This is a genomic window from Halocatena pleomorpha, from assembly GCF_003862495.1.
Taxonomy (GTDB): domain Archaea; phylum Halobacteriota; class Halobacteria; order Halobacteriales; family Haloarculaceae; genus Halocatena; species Halocatena pleomorpha.
This window is the reverse complement of sequence record NZ_RRCH01000005.1, coordinates 1-23,817: the sequence shown is the minus strand read 5'-3', so window position 1 is coordinate 23,817 and position 23,817 is coordinate 1. Positions and strand designations below refer to the sequence as shown.

24 protein-coding genes and 2 pseudogenes are annotated in these 23,817 nt (G+C 60.0%); 12 read left to right on the top strand and 14 right to left on the bottom strand.

Annotation, left to right across the window (positions count from 1 at the left end; translation table 11 throughout):
* The 7 genes and pseudogenes from EIK79_RS17920 to EIK79_RS03840 all read left to right on the top strand — a co-directional run.
* Positions 1-198: pseudogene (locus EIK79_RS17920) on the top strand (RNA-guided endonuclease TnpB family protein); the annotation flags it as partial.
* A 61-nt stretch (positions 199-259) separates the two neighbouring features.
* Positions 260-526, top strand: a pseudogene (locus EIK79_RS03865) (M42 family peptidase); the annotation flags it as partial.
* Positions 527-623: 97 nt separating this feature from the next.
* Positions 624-809 carry an LSM domain-containing protein gene (locus EIK79_RS03860; protein WP_124953829.1) on the top strand — a complete coding sequence of 62 codons (186 nt, stop codon included), beginning with the start codon at positions 624-626 and terminating at the stop codon, positions 807-809.
* On the top strand, positions 806-979 hold the full coding sequence (locus tag EIK79_RS03855; protein ID WP_124953828.1) for a 50S ribosomal protein L37e: 174 nt from the start codon (positions 806-808) through the stop codon (positions 977-979). Before EIK79_RS03860 ends, EIK79_RS03855 begins: the two co-directional genes overlap by 4 nt.
* A gap of 68 nt (positions 980-1,047) precedes the next feature.
* Positions 1,048-2,478 (top strand): amidophosphoribosyltransferase, encoded by a 1,431-nt coding sequence (gene purF / locus EIK79_RS03850; protein WP_124953827.1) that lies wholly within the window; start codon positions 1,048-1,050, stop codon positions 2,476-2,478.
* A 54-nt stretch (positions 2,479-2,532) separates the two neighbouring features.
* Positions 2,533-3,027, top strand: coding sequence for a hypothetical protein (locus EIK79_RS03845; RefSeq protein WP_124953826.1), 495 nt, complete (start codon positions 2,533-2,535; stop codon positions 3,025-3,027).
* 121 nt (positions 3,028-3,148) lie between these two features.
* Positions 3,149-3,637, top strand: coding sequence for an NUDIX domain-containing protein (locus EIK79_RS03840; RefSeq protein WP_124953825.1), 489 nt, complete (start codon positions 3,149-3,151; stop codon positions 3,635-3,637).
* A 5-nt stretch (positions 3,638-3,642) separates the two neighbouring features.
* On the opposite strand, the gene EIK79_RS03835 is transcribed toward EIK79_RS03840, so the two are convergent.
* The 5 genes from EIK79_RS03835 to EIK79_RS03815 form a co-directional block, all read right to left on the bottom strand.
* On the bottom strand, positions 3,643-4,692 hold the full coding sequence (locus EIK79_RS03835; protein ID WP_124953824.1) for an NAD(P)-dependent glycerol-1-phosphate dehydrogenase: 1,050 nt from the start codon (positions 4,690-4,692) through the stop codon (positions 3,643-3,645).
* 72 nt (positions 4,693-4,764) lie between these two features.
* Positions 4,765-6,858, bottom strand: coding sequence for a ribosome rescue protein RqcH (gene rqcH, locus EIK79_RS03830; RefSeq protein WP_124953823.1), 2,094 nt, complete (start codon positions 6,856-6,858; stop codon positions 4,765-4,767).
* A gap of 60 nt (positions 6,859-6,918) precedes the next feature.
* Entirely contained in the window at positions 6,919-7,956 is a 1,038-nt protein-coding gene (locus EIK79_RS03825) for an NAD(P)/FAD-dependent oxidoreductase (RefSeq protein ID WP_124953822.1), read from the bottom strand.
* 175 nt (positions 7,957-8,131) lie between these two features.
* Positions 8,132-8,689: a hypothetical protein gene (locus EIK79_RS03820; RefSeq protein ID WP_124953821.1), complete on the bottom strand. Its 558-nt coding sequence runs from the start codon at positions 8,687-8,689 to the stop codon at positions 8,132-8,134.
* The gene (locus EIK79_RS03815; protein ID WP_233737927.1) at positions 8,690-9,403 is read right to left on the bottom strand and encodes an MBL fold metallo-hydrolase; all 714 of its coding nucleotides are present in this window, start codon (positions 9,401-9,403) and stop codon (positions 8,690-8,692) included.
* 86 nt (positions 9,404-9,489) lie between these two features.
* Here EIK79_RS03815 and EIK79_RS19205 point away from each other — a divergent pair, with 86 nt between their 5' ends.
* Positions 9,490-9,753 (top strand): type II toxin-antitoxin system VapC family toxin, encoded by a 264-nt coding sequence (locus EIK79_RS19205; protein ID WP_124953832.1) that lies wholly within the window; start codon positions 9,490-9,492, stop codon positions 9,751-9,753.
* Positions 9,754-9,768: 15 nt separating this feature from the next.
* Here the strand turns inward: EIK79_RS19205 and EIK79_RS03805 are convergent, their stop codons facing one another.
* A complete protein-coding gene (locus tag EIK79_RS03805; protein WP_124953819.1) occupies positions 9,769-11,418 on the bottom strand; it encodes a tRNA uridine(34) 5-carboxymethylaminomethyl modification radical SAM/GNAT enzyme Elp3 in 1,650 nt (549 codons plus the stop codon).
* A gap of 132 nt (positions 11,419-11,550) precedes the next feature.
* On the opposite strand from EIK79_RS03805, the gene EIK79_RS03800 reads away from it, so the two are divergent.
* Complete coding sequence (locus tag EIK79_RS03800; protein ID WP_124953818.1) at positions 11,551-12,177, top strand: hypothetical protein; 627 nt, start codon at positions 11,551-11,553, stop codon at positions 12,175-12,177.
* A gap of 42 nt (positions 12,178-12,219) precedes the next feature.
* Here the strand turns inward: EIK79_RS03800 and EIK79_RS03795 are convergent, their stop codons facing one another.
* The 5 genes from EIK79_RS03795 to purH form a co-directional block, all read right to left on the bottom strand.
* Entirely contained in the window at positions 12,220-14,292 is a 2,073-nt protein-coding gene (locus EIK79_RS03795) for an OB-fold nucleic acid binding domain-containing protein (protein ID WP_124953817.1), read from the bottom strand.
* A 93-nt stretch (positions 14,293-14,385) separates the two neighbouring features.
* On the bottom strand, positions 14,386-15,021 hold the full coding sequence (locus EIK79_RS03790; RefSeq protein WP_124953816.1) for a YIP1 family protein: 636 nt from the start codon (positions 15,019-15,021) through the stop codon (positions 14,386-14,388).
* 95 nt (positions 15,022-15,116) lie between these two features.
* Positions 15,117-16,076, bottom strand: a complete 960-nt coding sequence (locus tag EIK79_RS03785; protein ID WP_124953815.1) for a WD40/YVTN/BNR-like repeat-containing protein — start codon at positions 16,074-16,076, stop codon at positions 15,117-15,119.
* An 89-nt stretch (positions 16,077-16,165) separates the two neighbouring features.
* A complete protein-coding gene (locus tag EIK79_RS03780; protein ID WP_124953814.1) occupies positions 16,166-17,038 on the bottom strand; it encodes a DUF726 domain-containing protein in 873 nt (290 codons plus the stop codon).
* 92 nt (positions 17,039-17,130) lie between these two features.
* Entirely contained in the window at positions 17,131-18,708 is a 1,578-nt protein-coding gene (gene purH / locus EIK79_RS03775) for a bifunctional phosphoribosylaminoimidazolecarboxamide formyltransferase/IMP cyclohydrolase (protein ID WP_124953813.1), read from the bottom strand.
* Positions 18,709-18,872: 164 nt separating this feature from the next.
* Between purH and purB the strand changes: the two genes are divergently transcribed.
* The 3 genes from purB to EIK79_RS03760 are packed head-to-tail and all read left to right on the top strand — an operon-like array spanning position 18,873 to position 20,894.
* Positions 18,873-20,240 carry an adenylosuccinate lyase gene (purB, locus tag EIK79_RS03770; RefSeq protein WP_124953812.1) on the top strand — a complete coding sequence of 456 codons (1,368 nt, stop codon included), beginning with the start codon at positions 18,873-18,875 and terminating at the stop codon, positions 20,238-20,240.
* A gap of 27 nt (positions 20,241-20,267) precedes the next feature.
* Complete coding sequence (locus EIK79_RS03765) at positions 20,268-20,483, top strand: zinc ribbon domain-containing protein (protein WP_233737925.1); 216 nt, start codon at positions 20,268-20,270, stop codon at positions 20,481-20,483.
* 51 nt (positions 20,484-20,534) lie between these two features.
* Positions 20,535-20,894: a DUF5518 domain-containing protein gene (locus tag EIK79_RS03760; protein ID WP_124953811.1), complete on the top strand. Its 360-nt coding sequence runs from the start codon at positions 20,535-20,537 to the stop codon at positions 20,892-20,894.
* Here EIK79_RS03760 and EIK79_RS03755 read toward each other — a convergent pair.
* From EIK79_RS03755 to EIK79_RS03745, 3 genes are all read right to left on the bottom strand, one after another.
* The gene (locus tag EIK79_RS03755; RefSeq protein ID WP_124953810.1) at positions 20,883-21,956 is read right to left on the bottom strand and encodes a M20/M25/M40 family metallo-hydrolase; all 1,074 of its coding nucleotides are present in this window, start codon (positions 21,954-21,956) and stop codon (positions 20,883-20,885) included. The genes EIK79_RS03760 and EIK79_RS03755 overlap by 12 nt on opposite strands.
* Complete coding sequence (gene dapF, locus EIK79_RS03750; protein WP_124953809.1) at positions 21,956-22,819, bottom strand: diaminopimelate epimerase; 864 nt, start codon at positions 22,817-22,819, stop codon at positions 21,956-21,958. The genes EIK79_RS03755 and dapF overlap by 1 nt, the downstream gene beginning before the upstream one ends.
* Positions 22,820-22,861: 42 nt before the next feature.
* Positions 22,862-23,817 (bottom strand): type III PLP-dependent enzyme domain-containing protein (locus tag EIK79_RS03745; protein ID WP_124953808.1); only part of this gene is annotated, 956 nt, incomplete at its 5' end.

Sequence of the window (23,817 nt, the reverse complement as noted above, 5' to 3'; positions counted from 1 at the left end):
CGGGCAGCCAGATTCCGGTGGAATCTGGCGACGGCGGCGAACATCGCCGGTCGTGTCAACCCGTGGGGAGAGAGCGTCCGTTGGGAACCCGGACGCAATGACTCGCCACAGGACGGGAGCGGTAGTGACACCGCCACGGTCCACCGAGAGACGAGTCCGAGAACCGGACAGATGACGCTCTCGGCCTACTCGGACTGAAACCTGCCACCCCGGATTCCCCTCGTAGGGGAAGCCCCGCCGTTTACGGCGGGAAGGATGTCACCCGCGTCTTGTCGAACACGTACGGGACATCGCTGAGACGGAAGGGATCGATGTCCAACTCCAAGCCGCTGGCAGCGCCACCGGAACCGACGCCGACGCCTTCTATGCTGCCCACGGCGGCGTGCCGTCGCTCAACGTCGGTCTCCCGAATCGATACATGCACACGCCGGTCGAACTCATCGATACCGACGATCTCGACGCGATCGCAGCGCTACTCGGCGCTGTGGGTACCCAAACAGACGGCGTGCGAACACTCAACAAATAACACGGCATGGCTGTGGAATCGTATGACATGATTGTGATCCACACTGATCTCGATTGCACTCGGTGGGCTTAAGACAGAGGAGCGAGGCGAAAGGAATATGGCTGGACGACCGCTGGATGTGTTGGAAGAATCACTTGGCACCGCTGTGACGATTTCATTGAAAGACGGAGAGACGTTCACTGGCGAACTGACCGGCTACGATCAACACATGAATCTCGTCGTCGAATCAGATGAAGACACAACCGTTATACGCGGCGATAACGTCGTTTCCATCAACACATGACTGGAGCGGGAACCCCTAGCCAAGGAAAGAAGAACAAAACGACACACGTTCGGTGTCGTCGGTGTGGGGAGAAGTCCTACCACGTGAAAAAGAAGGTGTGCGCCGCGTGTGGGTTCGGGGAGTCAGCGAAGCGACGCGATTACGCGTGGCAATCCAAGGCTGAGGACTAACTACTCTTACGACGCCCACGCGATCCGAACGCACAAGGCGACGGGCATACCACACCATCAATACGACAATGCATGAGAAATGCGGCGTTGTCGGGATGTCGCTTACAGACCGGAGCGCCGCCAATCCGCTTTACTACGCGTTGTACGCATTACAGCACCGGGGACAAGAGTCCGCCGGCATCGTTACCCACGATGGATTCCAACAGTACGATCACGTCGAGATGGGACTCGTCGGTGATGCGTTCACCGAACAAGCACTCGAAGAACTACACGGCACCGTCGGGATTGGCCACGTTCGATATCCGACATCAGGCAGTGTAGACGCCTGCTGTGCACAGCCGTTTTCAGTGTCGTTCAAAAGCGGTTCGTTGGGACTTTCTCACAACGGTAACCTCATCAACGCCGACGCTGTCCGCGATGAGTTAGCCGCACAGGGTCACGCGTTCACCTCCGACGGCGACACGGAAGTGATCGCCCACGATCTTGCCCGGAACCTCCTCGATGGTGGTCTCATTCAGGCTGTCAGGCAGACGATGGGCCGGATTCATGGTTCATACGCCTTAACGATCATCCACGACGACGCCGTCGTCGGCGTCCGCGACCCAGACGGCAACCGTCCGCTCTGTCTAGGAAAGCTTGAGGACGGCTACGTGTTGACGAGCGAGAGCGCCGCCATCGACACGCTCGACGGCGAGCTGATCCGGGACGTTCGTCCTGGTGAGCTAATCCGCCTCGATCCTGATGGCACAGGGTACACCTCCTACCAACTCGACGATCGGACACACAGTGCTCACTGTTTTTTCGAGCACGTGTATTTCGCCCGACCAGACTCGGTTATCGACGACAACTTGGTGTATGAAGTCCGACGCGAGTTGGGTCGCCAGCTCTGGGAGGAGTCGGGCATCGAGTCGGATGTCGTTATGCCGGTTCCGGACTCGGGACGGGCGTTTGCTGGGGGGTATGCCGAGGTTGCCGATGGTGTCGAGTTCGCGGAAGGGCTAATGAAAAACCGGTACGTCGGCCGGACGTTCATCATGCCCACACAGGATGCCCGTGAACGCGCGGTCCGACTGAAACTCAATCCCATTAAAAGCACTGTCGAGGGAAAAACTGTCACGCTCATCGACGACAGCATTGTCCGGGGAACCACGTCCACCCAGCTGGTTGAGGTGCTCCGGGAAGCCGGTGCCGAAGCTGTCCACATGCGCATCGGTGCGCCGCCGATCGTTGCGCCCTGCTATATGGGAATCGACATGGCGAGCCGATCGGAACTCATCGCCGCCGATCGCAGTGTCGAGGAGATCTGCGAGGAGATCGGTGCGGACAGTCTCGCGTATCTCTCGATCGACGCCGTCGCGCGCGCACTGGACACAGCCCGAGAGGATCTCTGTTTGGGGTGTGTGACCGGCGAATACCCATACGACATTCCGGGTGAAACGGCCGATCGGGACGTGAAACGCCCTGATGTTGGCGAAGAGCCTGTCTCACCCGCCGACTGAACGAAAAGGTATCTCTACCGATACGATTTTCTTCATTCACGAACATCGTCGGATATGCCGTTCACACCGTTCCACTTTGGTCCCGCTTTGTTGTTCGGCGTGCCGCTCAGACGCCGGCTCGACTTCGTGACGTTTCTCATTGCGAACGTGATCGTCGACAGCCGAGCGACGCTCGTGTTCTTCGACGTGCTTTCCGGACGGATCCACGGACCGTTACACACGTATCTCGGAGCGACCCTGCTCGCTGGTGTGCTCGCTGGCGGCGTGATCGTCTGTGCCCGATGGCGACCGGCCGTAATGGACCGAATCAGTTCCCGACCCGGTTCCGTCGGTGCCGTCCTGCTGGCAAGCGTGACGGGAACGTGGCTCCACGTCACGCTTGATTCGATCTTGTATACGGACATCCAACCGTTCGCCCCCTTGTCGATCAATCCCCTGTACGGCACAACGTCGATGCTCAGTATCTACGCGGGCTGTGTGTTCGCGCTCGGTCTCGGCGTGGTCGCGTCGCTCCCGACGCTTCACAACTGGCTAAACGAAACTAATTGACGCCCATGTTCATTATTTTCGATACGATAACAAACCAACCCGCTGTATAAAACAACATTTGTGGTCGTGTATACAACTATATCTACAAGACTTATGTCACAGCAGTGTTCAACCGACGGTCATGGTGACCGGTCGGACACAACAGCAGGTGACGGAAGTGTTAAATACGCTTCAGGATGCGTATGATTCGTTTTCCATCCATCAGTCTTCGGTAAGTGTTGACCGGGAGACGTATGAACGCGTCGTACAGCGCAGCGAACACGGAACCGTCGAGGTGGACGTGACGGTGCACCGCGACGACGGGGTGTTGGTGTGTGAAACCGATGATGTCGAGCGGACGCCCCACGGCCTGATCGACGTAGACGACGACGCGATCGAAACCGCTGCGCGTCGCCTTGTCCGAGAGCGGACGGGGATTTCCTGTCACGTGGTGGATCTCGTCAGTGCCAACATCGTCGCCGTACACGACACCACCACACCGGATCGTGATCCTGTCTATCGGCTGTCTGTGTCGTTTGAGGCCGTGTATGAGACGGGTGAACCAGCGGACTGTGCGAGTTGGCACGCGTCAAACACACAGGTGGCGACCACTCATCCCTTGTTAGAGTAGTACGATCAGATTACGCCCGTGACTCGTGCGGCCTCGCGTGCGGCAGCTTCGCTGACGCCGTTTCCGAGAATGGTGTAGCGGTCGCGGATTTCGTGAGCAGTGGTCATCGCTTCGGTGAAGTCCTCAGCGCTGTGACCGAGTTCTGCGACCGTCGTCGGCGCGCCGATGTTCGAAAGCGCGTCGTGAACGTTCTGCCAATTCCCGTCCTGACCGCTGTGAAGATACTCTGTTGTGATACTTGCGACGCCGACCTGATGACCGTGCAGCGCAGTGTCCTCTGCGATCCGATCGAGTTGGTGAGAGATGAGGTGTTCGGCTCCGCTGGCTGGGCGTGAGGAGTCTGCGATGCTCATCGCAACCCCCGAAGAAACAAGCGCCTTCATCACGATCCACGCCGAATCTTCGAGACCTTGGTTGATCGAATCCGCGTTTCCGACGAGCATTTCCGCGGTCATCCGCGAGAGCGCGCCGGCGTATTCGGAGTACTCGGCGTTTTTCAACCGGGCAGCGAGCTGCCAGTCTCGAACAGCGGTGTAGTTGCTGATGATATCCGCACAGCCGGCAGTCGTGTACTTCCAGGGGGCCTCAGCGATGATGGCCGTGTCAGCGATCACACCAAGCGGTGGATCGGCTGCGACGCTGTGGCGGGTCGTTCCCTCCGGAATTGATCCTCGTCCGCTGACGATGCCGTCGTGGCTCGCTGCGGTCGGCACGGAGACGAATCCGACACCCAACTCGTCGGCAGCCATCTTGGCCACATCGATCACCGTGCCGCCGCCGATCCCGAGGAGGTATCCGGCGCTTTCCGCCTGAGCGCGTTCGATGACGTGTTCGACCGAGCTGAACCGCGCCGTTTCGACGAGTTCGACCGGCGGATCGGACGCCAACTGTTCGGTGACTCGATCAGTTGCGATCACTTTCGGCGTCGAACTCGTTACAATGAGCGGCGTTCCCGAGAGGTGAAGCTCTGACAGCATCTGCCCTGTCTCTTCGATCACTCCGTGGCCGATCACCACGTTGCGGGGTAACCGAATCCACGATCGCTTTTCGAACATACAGGGACCAATCCATCAGGCAGTATATACTGTCGGATACGACGTTCTGGTTCCGTTGAATCGGAGCCACTGCTACTCCTCGTGGATGCGGCTCCCACCAGCAGGACAGAACTCCTGAATCAGATCTGGGCTTGCTACCTTCCGGACAAACGCTTCGTCTTCGAATCGATCGCGGAACTCTCGGTAGACGAGCTTTGCGATGTCGTTTTGGGCGTATCGCCCGGGTTCAAGCTCGACGTTCGTCACGGTCTGGGCTTCGATCGGGGCGGATGGACCCCCGACGACACGCGTTTGTGGGTCACAGGTGATCCCGACGGAGACGCCGACGGCGGTATCGCGGTAATACGTCCGTTCACCTCGAATGACGAACGATCCTTTCTCGATGAATTCGCCACTCTCGGGTGTCTTCGTCACCTGATCAGGTGTTGCCATGTACACGTCGCCGCTGTAGTGGCCGTCCTTCCAGATCGAGGAGTACGACACTGCGAACTGGGCGGCTTCCTCGCGGCTTTGCTCGGGGATCTCGACATCCTTGGCCGCCTCGCTCGGTCCGGTCGCTTTCAGAATCGTCGCGGGAGCGCCGTGGGCTTGGGTGTGAAAGAACAGATCACCGCTTTCCATGTACTTTTTCACCAGCTCCTCGTTCTGATCCGCGCTGCGCCCGCCAATAACGAGGAAACCATCACTCGTGTGGAACCACCGGAAGCGTTCGTACCATTTTTCGTCGCGTCGGACCGGAATCGACGGCTCCGAAAGCCACTGTTCGGGCGTCGTCTCCTCGGTCTCTTCCTCGGTGTCGTCGTCGCCTGCTTCCCACGTCTCACGCCGCTGTTGGACAGCTGCGAGCTGCTCGCGTGTCTCCTCGATCGCTTCGAGTGCACCCTCCCGTTTCTCTTCGATCCGCTTTGCGTCCTGATAGAGCTGGTCGGCGTTTTTCTCGACACCGATCGTCGTATCGAGCGTAACGGTCGCCTCCGCTAAATCAAGCGTCACTGTTCCTTGGGACCCATCGACTGACTGTACGGCTTTGGCGGCCGGGATGTCTCGTTCTGTGCCTTCTTCGAACCGCTCTCTGATCGTTTCCCACGGGAGATCGTCAGCGCGGGCGTTCTGAATCGCTGACAACACCTCATCAACCAGCCCGTAACGTTTGTACAACAGCTCTGCCTTGCGTCGCTCTTGATTTGCCTCTGTCTCGAAGTCCTCGATCGCGCCTTGTTGTTGTTCAATGATCCGCTCGAACTTCTCGATCTCAGCCTCAAAGTCGGGGCGTTCGGGTTCGGTACCCGTGGCAGTCTCAGCCTCATCTAGTCCGAGAAAGTACGAATCGAGTGCCGCATTGAAGCTGTCGAACCGCTCGGTTTCGAGCGCCCCGTACTCACGGAGCGCGATCGGCGTCACGTCGACTGGCGCGTCATCCTCGTAGTAGACACGCGGCTCAAACGCTCCATCCGCGAGCGTGCTTCGGAGGTCCGTCAGCACCCGAAAGAGCGCCGCATACTCCGAGTCACTAGCGTCGGCTATCGGTTTCGTTTTCTCGACATCGGCCCGCGAACAGAGTTCTTCGGCCCACAACCCACCGAAGTTGAGCTGGGTTGCGAGCGTGCGGACGATGTCGGTGTCTGACCCTTCCATCTGTCGATAGAACGCGTCCTCGCTCGCGGTCAAGGGATCGAACCGCGATTGGGGATACTCGTACTGGGCACCGGGGACGACCGTCCGCGAAGAGAGCCGAACCGTATCCAGACAGTCGATGATTTCGTAGTCGGCGTTGCACACGATCACGTTCCCATCACCGAACAGCTCAGCGATCACGAGCGTGACGCCGTCTGGTCGTTCGAACCGAAGGGTGACGATGCGGTCGTACTCGTACTGTTCAATACCGGCGAAATCAGCGCCCGAGATCCGGTTTCGGAGCATCATGGCGAAGTTCGGCGGTCGACCCGGTGCGTCTGGAACGGTCTCGGGATCGGCGGCGTGGAGTCGCTTTGGATCACCAACTTCGAGCAACAGCTCGACGCGTCCTCGATCGAAATCGCGCATCCGGAGCCGCACCAGCGAATCGTCGTAGAGATACGCCTTATCGACCTTCGAACCCTCGTAGGCCCGAAGCTCCGTGACGAGCGCCGCGAGATCGATGCTGCTCAACTCGCGTTTCTGGTCCATACCGAGCACAGTCGGAGCACGCGAAAAGGGATGTCGCTCTGTTCACCGCAGGAACCGACGCTACCGACTGATGCGCTGTCCTATCGCCATACCGTTGCCCAGCGCCCGGTGGATGCGTCCCGCACCAGTCACCCAATCACCAGCGAGAAACAGTCCCTCGCGCTCGACGTGCTGGCGCGGTTCCGGCTCGATATCGGGGGCGACGCCTGAATCGGGAAGCGCGTGAGACCACGTGACAGTGTCGGTCCAGTTGGGGGCTCGTAACCGTTCGTCATCGAGCAGTTGTGCCGTTCGATCGGCAACCTCATTGTCGATTGCCGACGCGTCAGGATCGTCGATCCGTTGTGCCGACCAGTCGGGGGCCATCTGAACCACCAGCAGGCATTCACCCGCAGGGACGTGCCCCGGTTTGCACTCTTCCCGAGAGAGCCACCCGATCTCGTGGTTTCGGTCGGTGTTAACCAGTGCGTAGTACGGCACGTCGAGTTCGAACGGATACCCCAACACGACCGTGTGGATCGGACGGTACTCGACCGTCGCAACGGCCGAGCGGAGTGCTCGGTAGCCGTCGTCGTTCCAGTCGACGGTCGCAAGGAGTGACGCTGTTTGCGGTGCTGGCGGCGTGAGCACCACCACATCGAACGTTCCGAGTGATTGTGTGCCAACGAGCGTCCACTCCCCATCGTCGCGGTCGATCTCGGTAACGGCGGTGTTCTGAACGATAGTGGCGTTGCTTGCCTCGAACAGTCGCCGGGAGAGTTCTGCGATGCCGCCCTCGTAGTTCCATTTGTGCGCGTCCCGGTCGCCGGACGTGATCGTCCCATCCTCGGTGAATGTCCACACCGGCTCCGTGATGTCGATCACTCCCTCGGTGTCAAGCGTCTCCGTGATGAGATCTACAACAGCGGGATCGTCGTTTTTGAGGTAGTTCGCCCCGGGATCGTAGGTGTAGCCGTGGGCGGTGTGGGTCGCTGCCCGCCCGCCGATCCGATCGGTGCGTTCGAACACTGTGACTGAAGCAGGCGCGTTCCGTAAGGCGTAGGCGACGCCAGCACCGGCGACACCGGCACCGACGACGGCAACTCGACGGGTGCTCATCGGTTGGTAGATCTTTCGAGGCGATCGATAAAAACGTACGACCTACTTCTATTTCTAATAACCATGCAGTAATCACCTGAATACAAAGGGTAGCTACTGTTTGAGAGATCGCTAATCGATGTTATTGTTGACGGTGGTTGATTCACTGGGGAGGATGTCGCTCCATCGCTTCCTGCTATTCAGAACGGGCGGTCCAAAGCCAGTAGCACACCAGTCCGCCCCAGATACCCACGAACGCGGCGGGGATCGCACAAAAGAGGAAGACAACGTGTGCCCAGCTCGGTTTGACTTCACCGAAAACGAATAGTTGCCAGAGATGAACGATGAAGACTTCCGTGATGAAGGCTACGGTAAGCAGGACGAACGGTCCGTACACCGCCTGTAGCACGACAACCCACCGGTACAATGGATCGTCGTATCTCCTGCTCACGATCGGAACACCCAGCGTAGGATACAGTCCAGCAGTCGTGAGCGACGGACCGAGAATAGCCAACCAGAACGGGAGATTCACACCGCTGTTCGCGAGCGGTGTGGATATCCACTCGAGAAAAGCAACGGTGAGGACGGTACTGAGCGTGAACAGGAGTGCTCCTGCCACAAGCAACACGGTGGGATGTCGATCCATGATCCACTCACGAACGCCTTCTACAGAGACCACGACGACGGACCTACCAGCGCCGGGGAGATAGTCGTATGCGAAATCGACTGATTGAGGGCTGCTTACATCGCTCACTCACACCTCCTCAGCGAGCGTTTGGAGTCGCTCGTAACCCCGATCGGTGATCGGTGTTCCGTGGCCGATACAAGCGACACCGAACGGTGGACACCGGTATGCGAGGTCCCGAACGCTCTCGCGGAGCTGTCGCATGTCGTATGAGTCGCCCCAGAACGGTGTTGTCAGCTCCCCATCGGTTTCCCAGAGGAGATCACCGAGGAAGGCCACGCCGGCGTCGTGGATGTAGACGGTGTGACCCGGATTGTGTCCCGGAGTGTGATACGCGGTAAACCGCCCGATCTGTTGTTCGTCGCTCACGCCGTGGAGGTCGATGTCGGCCGGCAACGAAAACAGTTGCCGAGCAGCCCGGTGGAACAGCCCTTTGTGATGGGTGATCGGCGGATCCCACGTCCCTTCAACCAGCGCAACGTCGCGCTCACCGAGATACACCGGACAGTCGAAGGAAACGCTATCCAATCCCCACGTGTGATCGAGATCGTAGTGGGTGAGCAACACGCGGTCGATGTCGTCAGGAACGTATCCGGCGGCTTCGAGTTCTCCCTCCAACGATCGGCGGTTGTATCGGTAGCCCGTGTCGATCAGCGTCACGTCTCCCCCTGACTGATCACCGGTCTCCGTATCGATCCCGTCGTCGATCAGATACGCGTTCGAACCGAGCGGTGCAGACCAACCGAGTTCGAGCAACCAGAGGTCCTCACGGAGACATCGCATCATGAGAGATATCCACCTGTCACGTTTAATCTTCACGGGCGATCAAACACTAACTATCCGAAACTCGTCTTATTTCACTATGATACATTGTATATGATTCATTTAGGCTGAACGCATCCCCCAAGATTCGCCGCGAGCTTGCTGACATTCCTGTTACCCCGTTCGATGGTGATGCAGCAGAAGAAGCCGCGACAATCCACGCTACACTGGCCGATCGTGGCAACCTCATTAACAAACTAGATATACTCATCGCCGGGACAGCCAGACACCAGGACGCGACTGTCGTCGCGGCAGGCCGCGATTTCGACCGCGTTCCCGAGCTCGACGTTCACAACCCGAAGACGGTCTAAGCGTTGTTTCGACTCTCACAGCCGCGTTGAGACGTACGGTCCGTCTTGGTAGTAGCCCAGTTTCTGCCGGTAGTACTGTCGAACGCCGATGCCGCTGATGACGCTGAGCTTGTCGTAGCCCTCGTTGCGCGCCATGCGTTCTGCGTGTTCAAGCAGTTTCCGGCCGTATCCTTGGTGTTGGTACTCTTCGCTGCCGTCCCGACCGATACCGACCTCGTTACCGTACACGTGCAGTTCCCGGATGAGTGCCGCGTTCTGTAGCTCCTTGCGGGTCGTATCGGCCGGGAACCGGAGCCGGCAGAACCCGATGAGAAGATCATTATCGGGATCCTCGTAGCTGATGAAATGCTCGGTACCCCTGCCGGACTCGTAGGTGAGCACGTCGCGCTCAATCCGGTCGGGTGTCGCGTCGTTCATGCCGACCTCCCGACACCGGATACAATCACACGACCAACCGTGGTCGTCCATCCGCTGGCGGGCGAGCTGTCGGAGGTTCGACTTCCAGACGCCCGCCTCGATGAAGTCGGCAGGAATGTCACGCTGGACGCGCTGAAGCCGGGTGTATTTGGGAATCCGTGATTTGATCTCCGCGACGAGTTGGGCCGCCTCCTCGTTGGTGAGTGGCTCGTACTCTCCCCGTTGCCACATGTCGTAGGTAATCGTGTCCTTAACGATGAGCGTCGGGTAGATCTTCAGGTAGTCGGGCCGCCACGCCGGATCTTCGAACAGTTGCCGGAAGTCCTCCCGGCACATCTCCATCGTCATTCCGGGCTGGCCGGGCATCATGTGAAAGCCGACCTTGAATCCGGAATCGCGCAGGCGGCGGTTAGCGTCGATCGAGGCCTGAATCCCGTGGCCCCGATGCATCTCGCGGTTGATGCGCTCGTAGGTGGTCTGAACGCCGAGTTCGACCTTCGTTCCGCCAAGTGCGAGCATCCGGTCGATCTGCTCGGGATCACACCAGTCGGGCTTGGTTTCGAACGTAGTACCGATGTTTCGCACGTCCGTGGTTTCGTTCTCGGAGATAACGTCTTCGAGATACCGGAACTCGTGCTCCTCTGGATCCTGCGCAAAACTCACGCCCTCAGCTGGCTCTGGTTCCTTTTCCACGTCGTAGTCGTTCATCGCTTCGAGCGCGCGCTTGACGAACCACTCCTGGTAGTCGTGTGACCGGGCGGTCATCGTCCCACCCATCAGAATGAGTTCAACCTTATCCACCGGGTGGCCGATCTTGCGCAACTGTTCGAGCCGAAGCGTGACTTGGCCGTACGGATCGTAGTCGTTTTGGACCCCCCGAGCCGCAGCAGGCTCGTGGCCCGTGTAACTCTGTGCAGAGGAGAACTCAGAGGCCGGACCACCGGGACAGTACAGACACTTGCCGTGGGGACACATATGCGGCGAGGTCATGATCGCAACCGGTGAGACACCCGAAACCGTTCGGACTGGTTTGCGACGAAGAACCGGTTCGAGTTCCTCACGACGGTCTTGACCGGCGAAATCGAGGAGTTCGGAGTTTTTCGGCACTTTCGGCGCGGAGTGTTCCGAACACGCCTCAAGCTTGGCGGCTTCGAGATCCTCGCGTCCGACCTCCCCCGAAAGGATTCGGTCGATCAGCGTCTCACAAACCCGCTCGAACGCGTCGGTTTCGGTCGGGTGCGTACTCATCTACTGGTACGTGGTGATCCACGAATAAGTGCCTGCGGTTCGACGGACACGTTCTGAGCCAAAGATAAGACAACAACCCAGTCAGCAGCCAATTCCCAACAGTTATCTCATTCTGACCTGTTTCGCACAACTGTGAACGCACAACGCCTAACCGCCCTCGCACTCATCGTCGCCGTGTTGATGGCTGGTTGTAGTAGCATAGGATCATTGACAGGAGGTGGCGATCAGTCACCGACCCCAACGGCGGAGCCAGTGGAGACGACCACGACAGAGCCGGTGGAGACAACAGAGCCGGTGGAGACGACGGAGCCGACACAGGTCGTCAAAACGGCTCCGGGAGCCTCGACACCGAGCCAACCGGAGACGTGGACGAAACCAGAGCCACCCCGAGACCCGGAAAACAAACTTGGAGACCGGATCAACGGCGCTGAGTTCATCAACAAGGAGAACGGGTCTGACGGGAACGGCTACACCGACTTCGATGTCCAAGTGAACGCTAACACGTCGATGGAAAACGTCGATCCCACGCCGGACGTGGACGGTGAACCGTACTTCACCGTGGAGATCAACGACAAACTCGTCACTCGACAGGACGCGTACTTCCGCGAGAACGGGACGTTTACGCTCAACGTCCATCCGGACGCGCTCGACCAGTTCGACGCCGGCACGCTGTCGGTTCGCGTGACGCTGTACGACGTGGATCACGAATTCGACGACCGGTACGACGAGTGGACCGGGACGATCGAGTACAGCGGTTGATGAACGAGTAGTTCGAGAACAAGCGGACGGTTCTTTCGTCGCTTAGCTCGTTTGTGGTTGTTGAAGCGTGGCAGCGATCGCGTCGTAGATCGCTTCAACTACGCGATCCCGTTCTCCTGCCACGAATCCGATCCGATTGTGACCGTCGCGCGGCGTAATGCCGGCGCTCGGAACGTCGTCTTGGAGTCGCTTGACAACGTCGGACAGGTCGAACGGCGTGGTGCTCCGGATCGTGATCTTGTCCGTATCGACGCCGAGCGTGACAAACGTGCCGTCACGGTTGCGCCGATGGATCGCATCGAGCAGCAGTTCCGTGGGCGGGAAATCAAAGCGGTGGGTGAACGCGTCGGTATCGAGGACGGCAAACGCGACTCCGTTTTCGCTCCGACGATCGAGGTTCGCTTCTGCGGTTTGGACCTCTTTCGCGAGCTTCTCACGGAACTGTTCACTCACCTGCTCAGTGAGGCCTTTCGACACCGATTCCTCGAACAGGAGATCGGAAATCAGCTCCCGCTTTCCGTCGTAGGACTGGTAGTACGCTTTGAGTGCGATGGCCTCTCGGAGGTTTTCCGTGTCCGATGGGCTATGACTGTGCGTACCCGCACGCGCCAGTTCGGTGTACATCTCCGGGACATCTTCCCAGAAGCTCGCTGCCGGAAGATGAGTGAGTTCCGCACGAACGTCGGGATTGACGTGGACAGCGATCGCCGTGGCGATCGCAGTGGTACTCGTTTGCTCACCGTTCCCGACCAGGGCTGGATTCACCACGGAGTTGACTGTCTCTTGTACGTCCGCGTCGCCGGGCGCGCTGTCCAGAACGACCACATCGGTGTCGTAGATTTGGAGCAATTCGAGTCCGTCGAACGAGTCGTTCGTGCTCCCCGTGGCTGCGAAAACGAACAGCGGTCGTTTCTGCTGATGTCGGTCACGAGAGCCGAGCATAGCGGTGACGTCGTTCGTCGCGTCGTCCATGTCGTAGGCCCCGTCGAGCGGGCGGCGATCGAAGAAGTGGTACACGGCGTCGGCCGCTGTGTGTTCGTCTTCGATGAGGGGAAGGATCGCTCGTTCGAGCGCAGCACCGGCGAGATAGCCGTCGACGCTCGTCTGGTGGCGGACTACGATCGGTCGAGACTCGATAACGGCCCGCCGGATCGCCGTTGCGCTCTCTCGGACGGCGTCGATCACTGATTCCACGGCGTCGTCTGGGGCGGGCAGCTCCGTCGGCTCGACTTCTGCTTCGGCTTGTATGGCGTCGTCCATCCGATTGACGATCGTTTCTGCGTCCTCGCCTGTTACCACGTCGAGTTGCTCGGTTTCGACCTGCAGCTCACTGCGTCGCTCCCGAACCTCCCCGACGAGACGGACGTAATCCCCGGTGTTGACTTCCGGATACGCACGGACACCAGCACCGACGAACGCCGCACAGTCGACGACATCGGTCTCGTCTTGTACCGAGAACACGGTCGGTCCGCTGGTCTGACGGACTTCGGTAACGAGTCCTTCCAGACGGACGATATCACCGATCCCTTCTTTCAGCTGTCCGATCTCAGTTCGATTGAGATCGGACGACACGCTCCCGTTCTCCGGTACCGCTTCCGAGGGAGATCCTCCGCGCTCGAAGTCATTCTCTGGGATCTCCGTGTCCGGGCGGTCGTCGTTGGCGTCCGTCCGTGTCTGCTGGTCTGAATCACTGCCGTTGCTGTCATCGGCTGACTGTTCGAGTTGGCTGTCGACCTCTTCCGGATCAAGCGTGTTTTCGGGATCGTGGACGTACTCGCCTCGGAATTCGCGGGCGGAGTTGCGAAGCGACCACCCGAGATCGACGTTTCCGTTGTCACGAACGTTCGTTACTTGTACGTACACGGTGTCGCCTTCCTCCCAACTGAGACTTTCGAGCCGGCGAGGGAGCTCACTCCGGTGTAGTAGACCTGTAACGTGATCTCCAAGATTCACGAAGATGCCGAAGTCGGCATAGCCATCGACAGTACCGCGATAGTAACAGTCAACGATGAGTTGATCTGGTCGCGTCCCGGCAAAATCGAGAACGACATCCTCCTTGTGGAGATTGCCGATCTGATCCTCCAAGGAGTCACCGGTGACGATCTGCTCGCTCATATGAATACGAACCGTCCCGGCTTGAAACGGTTGTCGGAATCTCTTTCCTGCCAACACCGTGCCGGCACCACAACGCGGTCGGACACGAAGCTCTTAGCCGAACAGTCCGCTGGTGGCACCGAGCAGTTCGAGCGCGTGTATCCCTCGGAAGCCGTAGCCGAAGATGATCCACGACGGAACGGCGGTCACCACAACGGCGCGCGGGATCGAGGTGTCGTGGACGATGGCCGTTCCAATCGCCAACAGCACGACGCCGTAGACGGCGGTGCCCAGCCACAACAGTGCGATCAGGTCGGCTGATACCACACATAGCCCGGCCATTCCGACACACAGCGCGGTCAGTGGCACACCCGACAGGGCACACGGTGCGGCGGCGTAGCCGATCACCTGCACCGTTTGACTCACCCCGGCACGGTCTTTAGCCACGCCAAGAAGGGCGATGGTTTCGAGCGCGGCACAGAGGTGTAACACAATCGGAGTGAGAAACACCACGACTAGCAAGAGCGTGAGCACCCGCATCGAGAGCGACTGCTCGGTCATCGGAAGAATTCGCGGCGCGGCGTGGAGCAGGATTACCGCGATGGCGAACGTAAGTCCTGGTGCCTGATCACCGGTCGAGATAGACGAGCGGAAAAACCGGCGGGGGGCCATGAGTACACCAACCCACGCGCGCACGAGACCGGTCACGCCGCGTTCACGCCCGCCGCTCGCTTCGATCCACGTCGTCACAGCTGTGGAGACGAGTGGCGCAGAAAAGAACGTTCCTGTTCGTCGGTTTTCGGCGTACGGTCGGTGCCGCCGTTGCTGTGGGACACATCACCCGCCTACAGGCGGGTCAGCGATCGGATCGAGACTGGCAGTTGCCCCACCTCTGTCCACTCGCCTTCAGCTCGCCGGAGGACGTATCCGCCGCGTGTACCGGCATACACGGACTCATCGTCGGTGGTCCACGCCAGCACGAACTCGTTCGGCCCGCCGGGGGAGGAAACAGTCTCGAAGGAGTCGCCGTCGTCGCTCGATTCAAACAGCGCGGCGTCTGGTCCGAGTTCGCCACCCCACGTCGGTGGTGGATTACGGGCCGCTGCGGCGTACAGCCGCCCGTCAGCGGTGAACGCCTCTCGAAAGTAGCTGTGGTCCACAGCGTCGTCGATCCGCGTCCACGAGTGGCCCGCGTCCGTCGTGCGATACAGCCCGCTCCCGGTTGAAGCGACGTATCGATCGCTTCCCAGAAGGAGCACGTGGTGAACGTCGTTGCTGTGGCGCGCGTCGAACGCGATGCGACGCTCATCCCACGTTTCGCCACGATCCTCGCTGACGTGGACACCCCCGACCTCGACGCCAGCGATGAGGCGCTCAGGCGTCTCGGGATGGACCCCTAAACTCCGGACGTGCGCCTCGTTACGGTGGCGCGGCGTGTGCCACTCGCTTCGAGAGGGCAACTCCTGAAACCCCGTAAGCTCTTCCCATTCACACGCCCGATCGTCCGACTCCGGAGCGAACGACGTGGAGACGTACATGTGCGCGGGATGCGTCCCGGCGTACAGACGGTTTCCGGACGGACTCACGGCGACGGAGTACACTTCCGCCCTCGGAACGCCCAGCTCAATCCAGTCGGTGCCATCCAGCGAATGATACAATCCGGATTTTGTTGCCGCGAACGCGCCTCCGACTGAATCAAACGTCCGGACGCGCATCGCGCGATCGGTTTCCAGCACGTGCTCGGATTCGAACGTCTCTTTGTCCGAAATCCTGTACACGCCGTCGGTAGTACCTGCGAGTAACATGTAATATTCTATTGAACGGCAGTGTAATTATACGTTCCCGTGAATCATTTTTTGTAAAATTTTCTATGAGAATACTAACACCAATTGTTTCAGCCAAGATCGTCGGTGATGTCTGCAACACAGCCGTCGGCAGAATCCATATACTGGCAATGGTGGTCGATCCGTGCTGTCAGATCGTGGTCGTACCAGTTCCCTGGTTCGCCGCCCGCTCCACCGGTGTACCCACAGGCGTGTCGGCCGAACTCGGCTGCCTGATAGATGTCGCCAAGTGTGTCGTCGTTTTCGCTGTAGTAGTTGTGTGTTTCGTTCGTGCCGTACAGGATGCCGTCGTAAAACCGCTCGCCGGGCTGTTCGTCCCACACGGCAGCCCCGAACAGGTTGACCGAATTGATCGATCGACCGTACGTTGTCTGGAGTTCTCGAACACATTCGAGCGCCAGCTTTCCACCCAGCGAGTGGGCAACCAGGTTCACGGTGACGCCGTGGTCCCCTGTCAGTCCGTTGGCGTCGAGAAGTCCGGCGAGAGCTGCTCCGGCCTCGATCGAGTGGTTTTTCGCTGAATACCACTCGTCCCACGAATCGCCAGCGTCCCAATTACACGTCGTGACGGATCCGCCGTAGCCGTGGGTTGAGAGGTACTGGTGGATCTCGTACGCGTAGCTCCGACCACCGTTCTGGTTCGTAAAGCCGTGGATGAAGATGGTGAGGTTCTCCGCAGCCCACGGCCACTCGTGGAAGGTTCCCGCCTCCGGTCGCACTTCACCGAGCCACGACGGAGCGCTCGGGTAGGAGTACGGACACTCCCCATCACCTGCTGCTGTTACCCCGCTCAGTCCGCTCACACCGACCACCCCGACGATCGCTGTGACACCGGATTTCAATACTCGACGGCGAGTCACCGTCCCGCCGTCCGCACCGTTCGATCCCCCTGTATCGGTGTGGTTCTCGGCACCAGTAGACATAGCTACTAGATAGTATAATTACACAAACTTAAATTTATTTTATCTGTATATTCATATTATTAATTATATATTGATAGATCTCTGGTTCGTCTTCAGTCGTGTCTGAAACACCGCTGTCCGGTAAACACCATCGCCATATCCAGTTCGTCGGCGGTCTCGATCACGTCGTCATCGTTGACCGATCCACCTGGTTGGATGACGGCTTCGACGCCGTGGTCGGCTGCGGCTTCGATCCCATCCGGGAAGGGGAAAAACGCGTCAGAGGCCATTACGGCTCCGTCCGCGGATTTGTTTTCGGCGTGCTCGTCGGCTTTCATGCCCGCGAGTCGGACGGCATCGACGCGGGACACCTGTCCCATTCCGATCCCGACTGTCTCGGTACCATCCGCGAACACGATGGCGTTGGATTTGACGTGTTTGATGACCGACCACGCGAACAGCATCGACTCGATCTGCTCATCAGTCGGTGTTCGCTCAGTGACGACCTCTACATCGTCGCGGGTGAGTCGCTGTCGGTCGCGCTCTTGGACGAGTCGCCCGCCAACGATCGGCTTTTCGGTGAGTGTCTCCGTTCGATTGTATGCAGTCCCCGCGTTGAGCACTCGGAGGTTCTCTTTCGAGCAGAGGACGCTGAGTGCCTCCTCAGTGTAGTCGGGAGCGATGACGACCTCCTTGAATGAATCGATGATCTGCTCTGCGGTAGACGCGTCACACTCCCGATTCAGCGCCACGATCCCACCGAACGCGCTCATCGGATCGGTGGCGAGCGCGTCGGTGTACGCCTCCGCAAGCGTGTCTGCCGTCGCACAGCCAGCCGGATTAGTGTGTTTGATGACGGCCGCTGCTGGTTCCTCGAACTCCTTGATGAGATTTAACGCGCCGTCGGCGTCGTTGTAGTTGTTGTATGAGAGATCCTTCGCGCCCTCGTTCAACTGCTCGGCGTGTGCCACGCTCGCCTCATCACAGGTGGGATCCGCGTACAGAGCGGCGTCTTGATGGGGATTCTCGCCATACCGGAGTGAGGCGACACGATCGCCGGTGTCGAGTCGGCGGCGAGGAAACTGCTGTCGTTCGTCGCCCTCGACGTGGACAGTGCCGTCCTCGACCGTGAGCCGGTCCTCTGCGACCGCCCTAACGGCCCGAGGATAGGCGGCAAACTCGCCCTCATACAGCACGCGGTCTTTCAGCTCTGCGGTCGTATCGTCCTCATACACCGCCACCGGTTCCTGGGTGACGATGGGACCGCCGTCGACTTCCTCGGTGACCACGTGCACCGTACAGCCCGTCATTCGAGCGCCGGCGTCGAGTGCGTCGGTCCACGCATCCATCCCTTTGAACGAGGGGAGCAACGAAGGGTGGACGTTCAACGTCAATGGCGCTTCATCCAGAAACGTTCCTGTTAGTACACGCATATATCCATCCAAACAGACGAGATCCACCTCGTACTCCCTAAGCCGGTTGAGGAGTCGTCGCTCGTGGGAGTCGCGGGACTCGTTCGCTTCCCGTTCGACGACTTCGGTCGGTATCGTTCTGTCCGCAGCGTCCGCGAGCACTGGAGCGTCGGCGTCGTTCGTGAGGATCACCGAAAACGTGGCACCACCAGGTGCACGATCAGCGATGTTCAGGAGATTCCGTCCACGGTTACTGGCCATTCCGGCGATGCGTACCATATCCATCACGCGGAGTCGGGACGGCAAAGAAATATCGATCCATCAGCAGGGTCGTGTATTATCGGCTCGTATGTTCGGCAAAGATATGCACAAGTATGTATATATTCGCGGACGGCAGGGCGTGGGTTCGACACGCTTTTTCGGTGGCTCTTCCCAGATCCGGTATGGAAAGCGCTCTCTCAGCCGTTTCGCCGCTCGATGGCCGGTATGCGTCCACCACGTCGGAACTGTCGCCGTACGCGAGCGAGGCAGGACTCATGCGGGCACGCGTTCGCGTCGAAGTCGAATATCTCATCGCGCTCGCGGATCTCGACGCCACACCGCTATCGATCGACGGCGAGGACCGCACGGCGCTGCGGGAGTTGTACGAATCGTTCGACACCGACAGCGCGGCGCTGATCAAGCAGATCGAGACTGAGGGCTACGGTGAGTTCCCCGCAACGAACCACGACGTAAAGGCGGTCGAGTATTTCATCCGCGAGTCGGTTCCCGAGTACGGGCCGTGGATTCACTTCGGTCTCACAAGCGAGGACGTGAACAACCTCGCCCACCGGTTGCTCGTCGCGGGTGCGCTGTCGGAGGTGCTCCACCCGGATCTCACCACCGTTCGAGACGCGTTGGTCGAACACGCTCACGAGCACGGCGATCTCCCGATGCTCGCTCGAACCCACGGCCAGCCCGCGACGCCGACCACGTTCGGTAAGGAGATGGCGGTGTACGCCGCCCGACTCGGCCGAGCAGTCAGCGCGTTGGACGCCGTCGAACTGTCGGGGAAGCTGGCGGGCGCGAGTGGGACGTACGCCGCCCACCACGTCGCCTACCCCGACGTGGATTGGGAATCGTTCGCTGCGTCGTTCGTCGAGTCGCTCGGACTCGCTCACACCCCGCTTGCGACGCAGGTCAACCCGTGTGACGATCTCGCGGCGCTGTTCGACGCGCTCCAGCGGATCAACGACATTCTGCTCGATCTGAACCGAGACATCTGGCTGTACGTCAGCGATCGCTATCTTGGGCAGAAAGCGACGGCCAGCGAAACCGGCTCCTCGACGATGCCTCATAAGGTGAACCCGATCGATTTCGAAAACAGTGAAGGGAATCTCTCGAAAGCTAACGCCGATCTCTCGTTTCTGTCAGGGTATATCACTTCTTCACGGCTCCAGCGCGATCTCTCGGATTCGACCGTCAAGCGCAACATCGGCACCGCATTCGCACACTGTCACATCGGGTACACGAAGCTCAACACCGGTCTCGAAAAGATCGTTCCGAACGAGCAAGTCATGCGCGAGGAACTGGAATCGACCCCGGAAATCATCGGTGAGGCGGTTCAGACGATCCTCCGTCGGGAGGGACACGAAGACGCGTACGAACTCATCAAAGATCTGACCCGTGGTCAACGCGTCACGATCGAGGATTTCCACGAACTGTTCGACGAACTCGACGTGAGCGAGGATGTTCGGGAGGAACTCCACGCGCTTGCTCCCACAGCGTACACCGGTCAGGCGAGGGATCTCGCCGCGTCGGTGGAAAAGTAGTAACTGTGCGGGGTCGTTGTTTCAAGCGTGGATTTAGACGATACGATGAACGACGGCTGTCCGAAATGTGGTCACCGGGAAACAGCCCGTGAAACCGTTTCGATGACCGAGAGCGGACTGTCAGAACTGTTCGGTGGTCAAACGAACCGTTTTTTGGTCATTTCGTGTGTGGAGTGTGGCTACTCCGAGTTTTACCGGAAGTCCGATTCGGAGACGAGCGCTCTCAGTGAACTCTTTCGCTGATACGTCTTTCACCCACCAGACGCTTATTCATCCACGATCTATTATGTAGAAATGATAGTCAACGCCCTCATTGGTGCCGTCATCACGGCCGTCTCGTGGTTCGTCATCGGTCCGGTGGGTCCGATCCTCGGCGGCGGTGTCGCCGGGTACCTAGAGCAGACGAACGGTCCGACAGTCGGCGCGCTTTCAGGCAGTATCGCGTCGCTTCCGATCGCGGTGTTGCTACCCATCGTTGGAACCGCCCTCGTGTTCGTGCCCGATTCGCTGGTCGGGCTGGGGTTGCTCACTGCGTTCATCGTGTTCATCGGGGGACTGATCGTCAACGCGGCTCTCGGCGCGATCGGTGGGTATCTCGGCGTGTACGTTCACTCACGGGTGGCTGCTGGTCCCGGAGAACGATCAGCTCGGTGATCCGAGCAGCGATCCGAGCGCGTTCTGAACGATGTCGGCGGCCCGTTCGATCGCCGGTTGGCGGACGTACTCCCGGTCGGCGTGAGCGACGGCCCCTTCTTCGTCGGTGAGCACACCGGGACCGAACACGACCGTCGGGGCAGGAGCGAAGTAGGACGCCTCCGTCGCCGCCGTGAACGGTCGCAGCTCCCCGCCACCGGCAGCCGTTACCGCCGCGGTGATATCGCTTTCCTCGGGTGTTGCGAACGCCTCCAGAAACGGCGTCTCGCGGTCGGTGAGCGAAAACTCACAATCGGCGTCGGTCTGTTCCACGAGATGATCGTTCAGAGCCGCCTCGAACCCCGCAGCCGTTTCGGGGGGGACGCTCCGCCGATCAACGGTGATAGTACACCGATCGGGAATCTGGTTCACGGCGTCTCCACCGCGAACGACAGTTGGCGTGAGCGTCGGTCTCCCAAGCATAGCGTGGGTGTCGGGTCCTCGCTGTCGGTCGAACGAGCGGATCGCAGACAGCACATCCTCGACGGCGGCGACCGCATTCACGCCTGCCGCCGGATCGGCTGCGTGGGCGTTCGTTCCGTGAATCGTGATTGTCCCTTCGAATCGGCCTTTCGCGGCGGTACACACGTCGAGACCGGTCGGCTCACCGACGATGTAACCGTCTCCGTCGAGGTCGAGCGCAGCCGCGCCAGCCGACGTGGTCTCTTCGTCGGGCGTGAGAGCAAGCGTGAGCCGTCCGCGGTCGGGATCGGTCGCGAGAAACGCGGCGACCAACGCAGCGAGCGGCCCTTTCGCGTCGCAAGCGCCCCGCCCGTACACGATCGACCCGTCTCGACGAAACGGAACGTGGGGCGGAACCGTATCGAGATGCGTGTTCAACACGAGGTGGGGTCCGGACGCCGCGCCAGACGTTTCCGCCAGCGTGTTGCCCGCGCCGTCAATCGTCGGCTCCGCGCCCTGCTCACGCAGCGTTTCCACCACAAGCTCCCGCATCGCGTCCGACGATTCGTCGGACGGCGTTTTGACCGCTCGCTCGTGAAACGCCAGTGGATCGAACGCCATCAGCTGATTCGGCGGGGTTCGGTGACGGGAAGCTCAGTCGCGAACGACCGGGTAACAGGACCCGATAACGTCGTCTCGTCGGCCGAAACCGTCACTTCGAGCGTGCCGCCGTCGGGACGAACTGTGACCGATTCGTTGCCGTCGATGCGTCCGAGTCGTCGCGCTGCCGCAGCGACTGCGACCGCGCCCGTACCACAGGACGCCGTTTCGTCTTCGACGCCCCGCTCAAACGTGCGCTGTTCGAAAACGGTGTCCGTTCGTTCGGTGTCTCTCGAAGCGATAGTCACGTTCGCACCTTCCGGAAACACCGGCGCGTTGCGAACGGACGGACCGACGCGCTGGAGATCGACAGCCGCTACGTCCTCGACGAACGCCACTGCGTGTGGTACTCCCGTGTTGACGGCCGTTACGGTGAGTTCGTCGACCGACGCCTCGACGAGCGGCGATTCCTCCGTTATGGGGACCGTATCGGGATCAAACGACGGTTGGCCCATTTCGACGCGAACCGTGTCATCCCCGACCGTCGCCCGACGGGTCCCCGCGAGCGTATCGATCATCAGCTCGTCTGACCCTGTTTTTTCGGCGGCCCACGCCGCTGCACACCGCACGCCGTTTCCGCACATCGCCGCAACGCTCCCGTCTGGTTGGACGAGCGTCATCACGACCCGTGGCGGAGAGTACTGTTCTTCTAATGCGAGGAATAAGACACCGTCCGCACCGATCGCCTCCGCGTCAGGCTGACTGATTCCGGTCTCGCGGTCGCAGTATTTGGTGGCGAACGCGCGACGATCAGGGACGGTGAGCGCGGCATCAACAACGATGAAATCGTTTCCAGTTCCATGGTACTTTTCTACGTGAATCATATTCAGTCGAATTAATTGTGGTACTTGTTCTCAATCGTTCAGCTATCGTTCCAATCGGGTGAGATCAGAGATCGTCTCCCGCCGTGCAATGCGATCGCCAGCCAGCGAGACAGTAGCCGGTCGCGGCCGTGAGTTGTACTGGCTGGCCATTTCGTAGCCGTACGCCCCGGCGTTTCCGACTGCCAGCACGTCACTGAGCTGTGGATCGGGCAGTGATCGATCCCGATCGAGCACATCTGCAGTCTCACAGATCGGTCCGGCGACGAGACACGACCGGGATGGCCGAGCATCCCCGTCCGGAGCGAGGCTGTGAATCTCATGGAGGGCTCCGTACAGCGCGGGTCGGAGCAACGTTGTCATTCCAGCGTCGACGCCGACGACGGTCGTCTCTGGCGTCGGCTTCACCGTCGTCACGGTTGTCAGGAGCACCCCACTGTCAGCGACGAGATACCGTCCCGGCTCGATCGCAAGTTGTGCGTCACAGCGCTCGAACGCCTCGCGTGTGGCCGCTGCCACGGCGTCGAGATCGAGCGGCGGCTCATCGGGGTCGTACGGAACGCCAAACCCCCCACCGACAGCAACGAAGTCGAGTCCGCCCACCCGTCTGCCAAGCGCGGCCATCCGTCGAACCAGCTCCCGGTGGGTCGAGAGATCATCCCCCGAGATCCCGCTTCCAGCGTGGGCGTGAATGCCGACGAGTTCGACCGCGGACATCTCCGTTCGGATCGACGCACACACGTCAGGAACTCGGTCGTAGGGGATTCCGAACTGGGGCGCGTCGCCAGTCGTGACCTTCTCGTGATGTCCAGCACCGACACCGGGGTTGACACGGACGCAGATCTGACCGTTGTAGTCTCGGTCGCGGAGTCGCTGTAGCGTGTCGGTTGCCCCGATCGTGATGACGATGTCGTGACTACGGGCGAGTTCCGTGACGCGATCGAGATCGCGTGCCGGCGGATTGACAGCGGTGTATCTGATCCGGTGTCCCGGAACCGCGT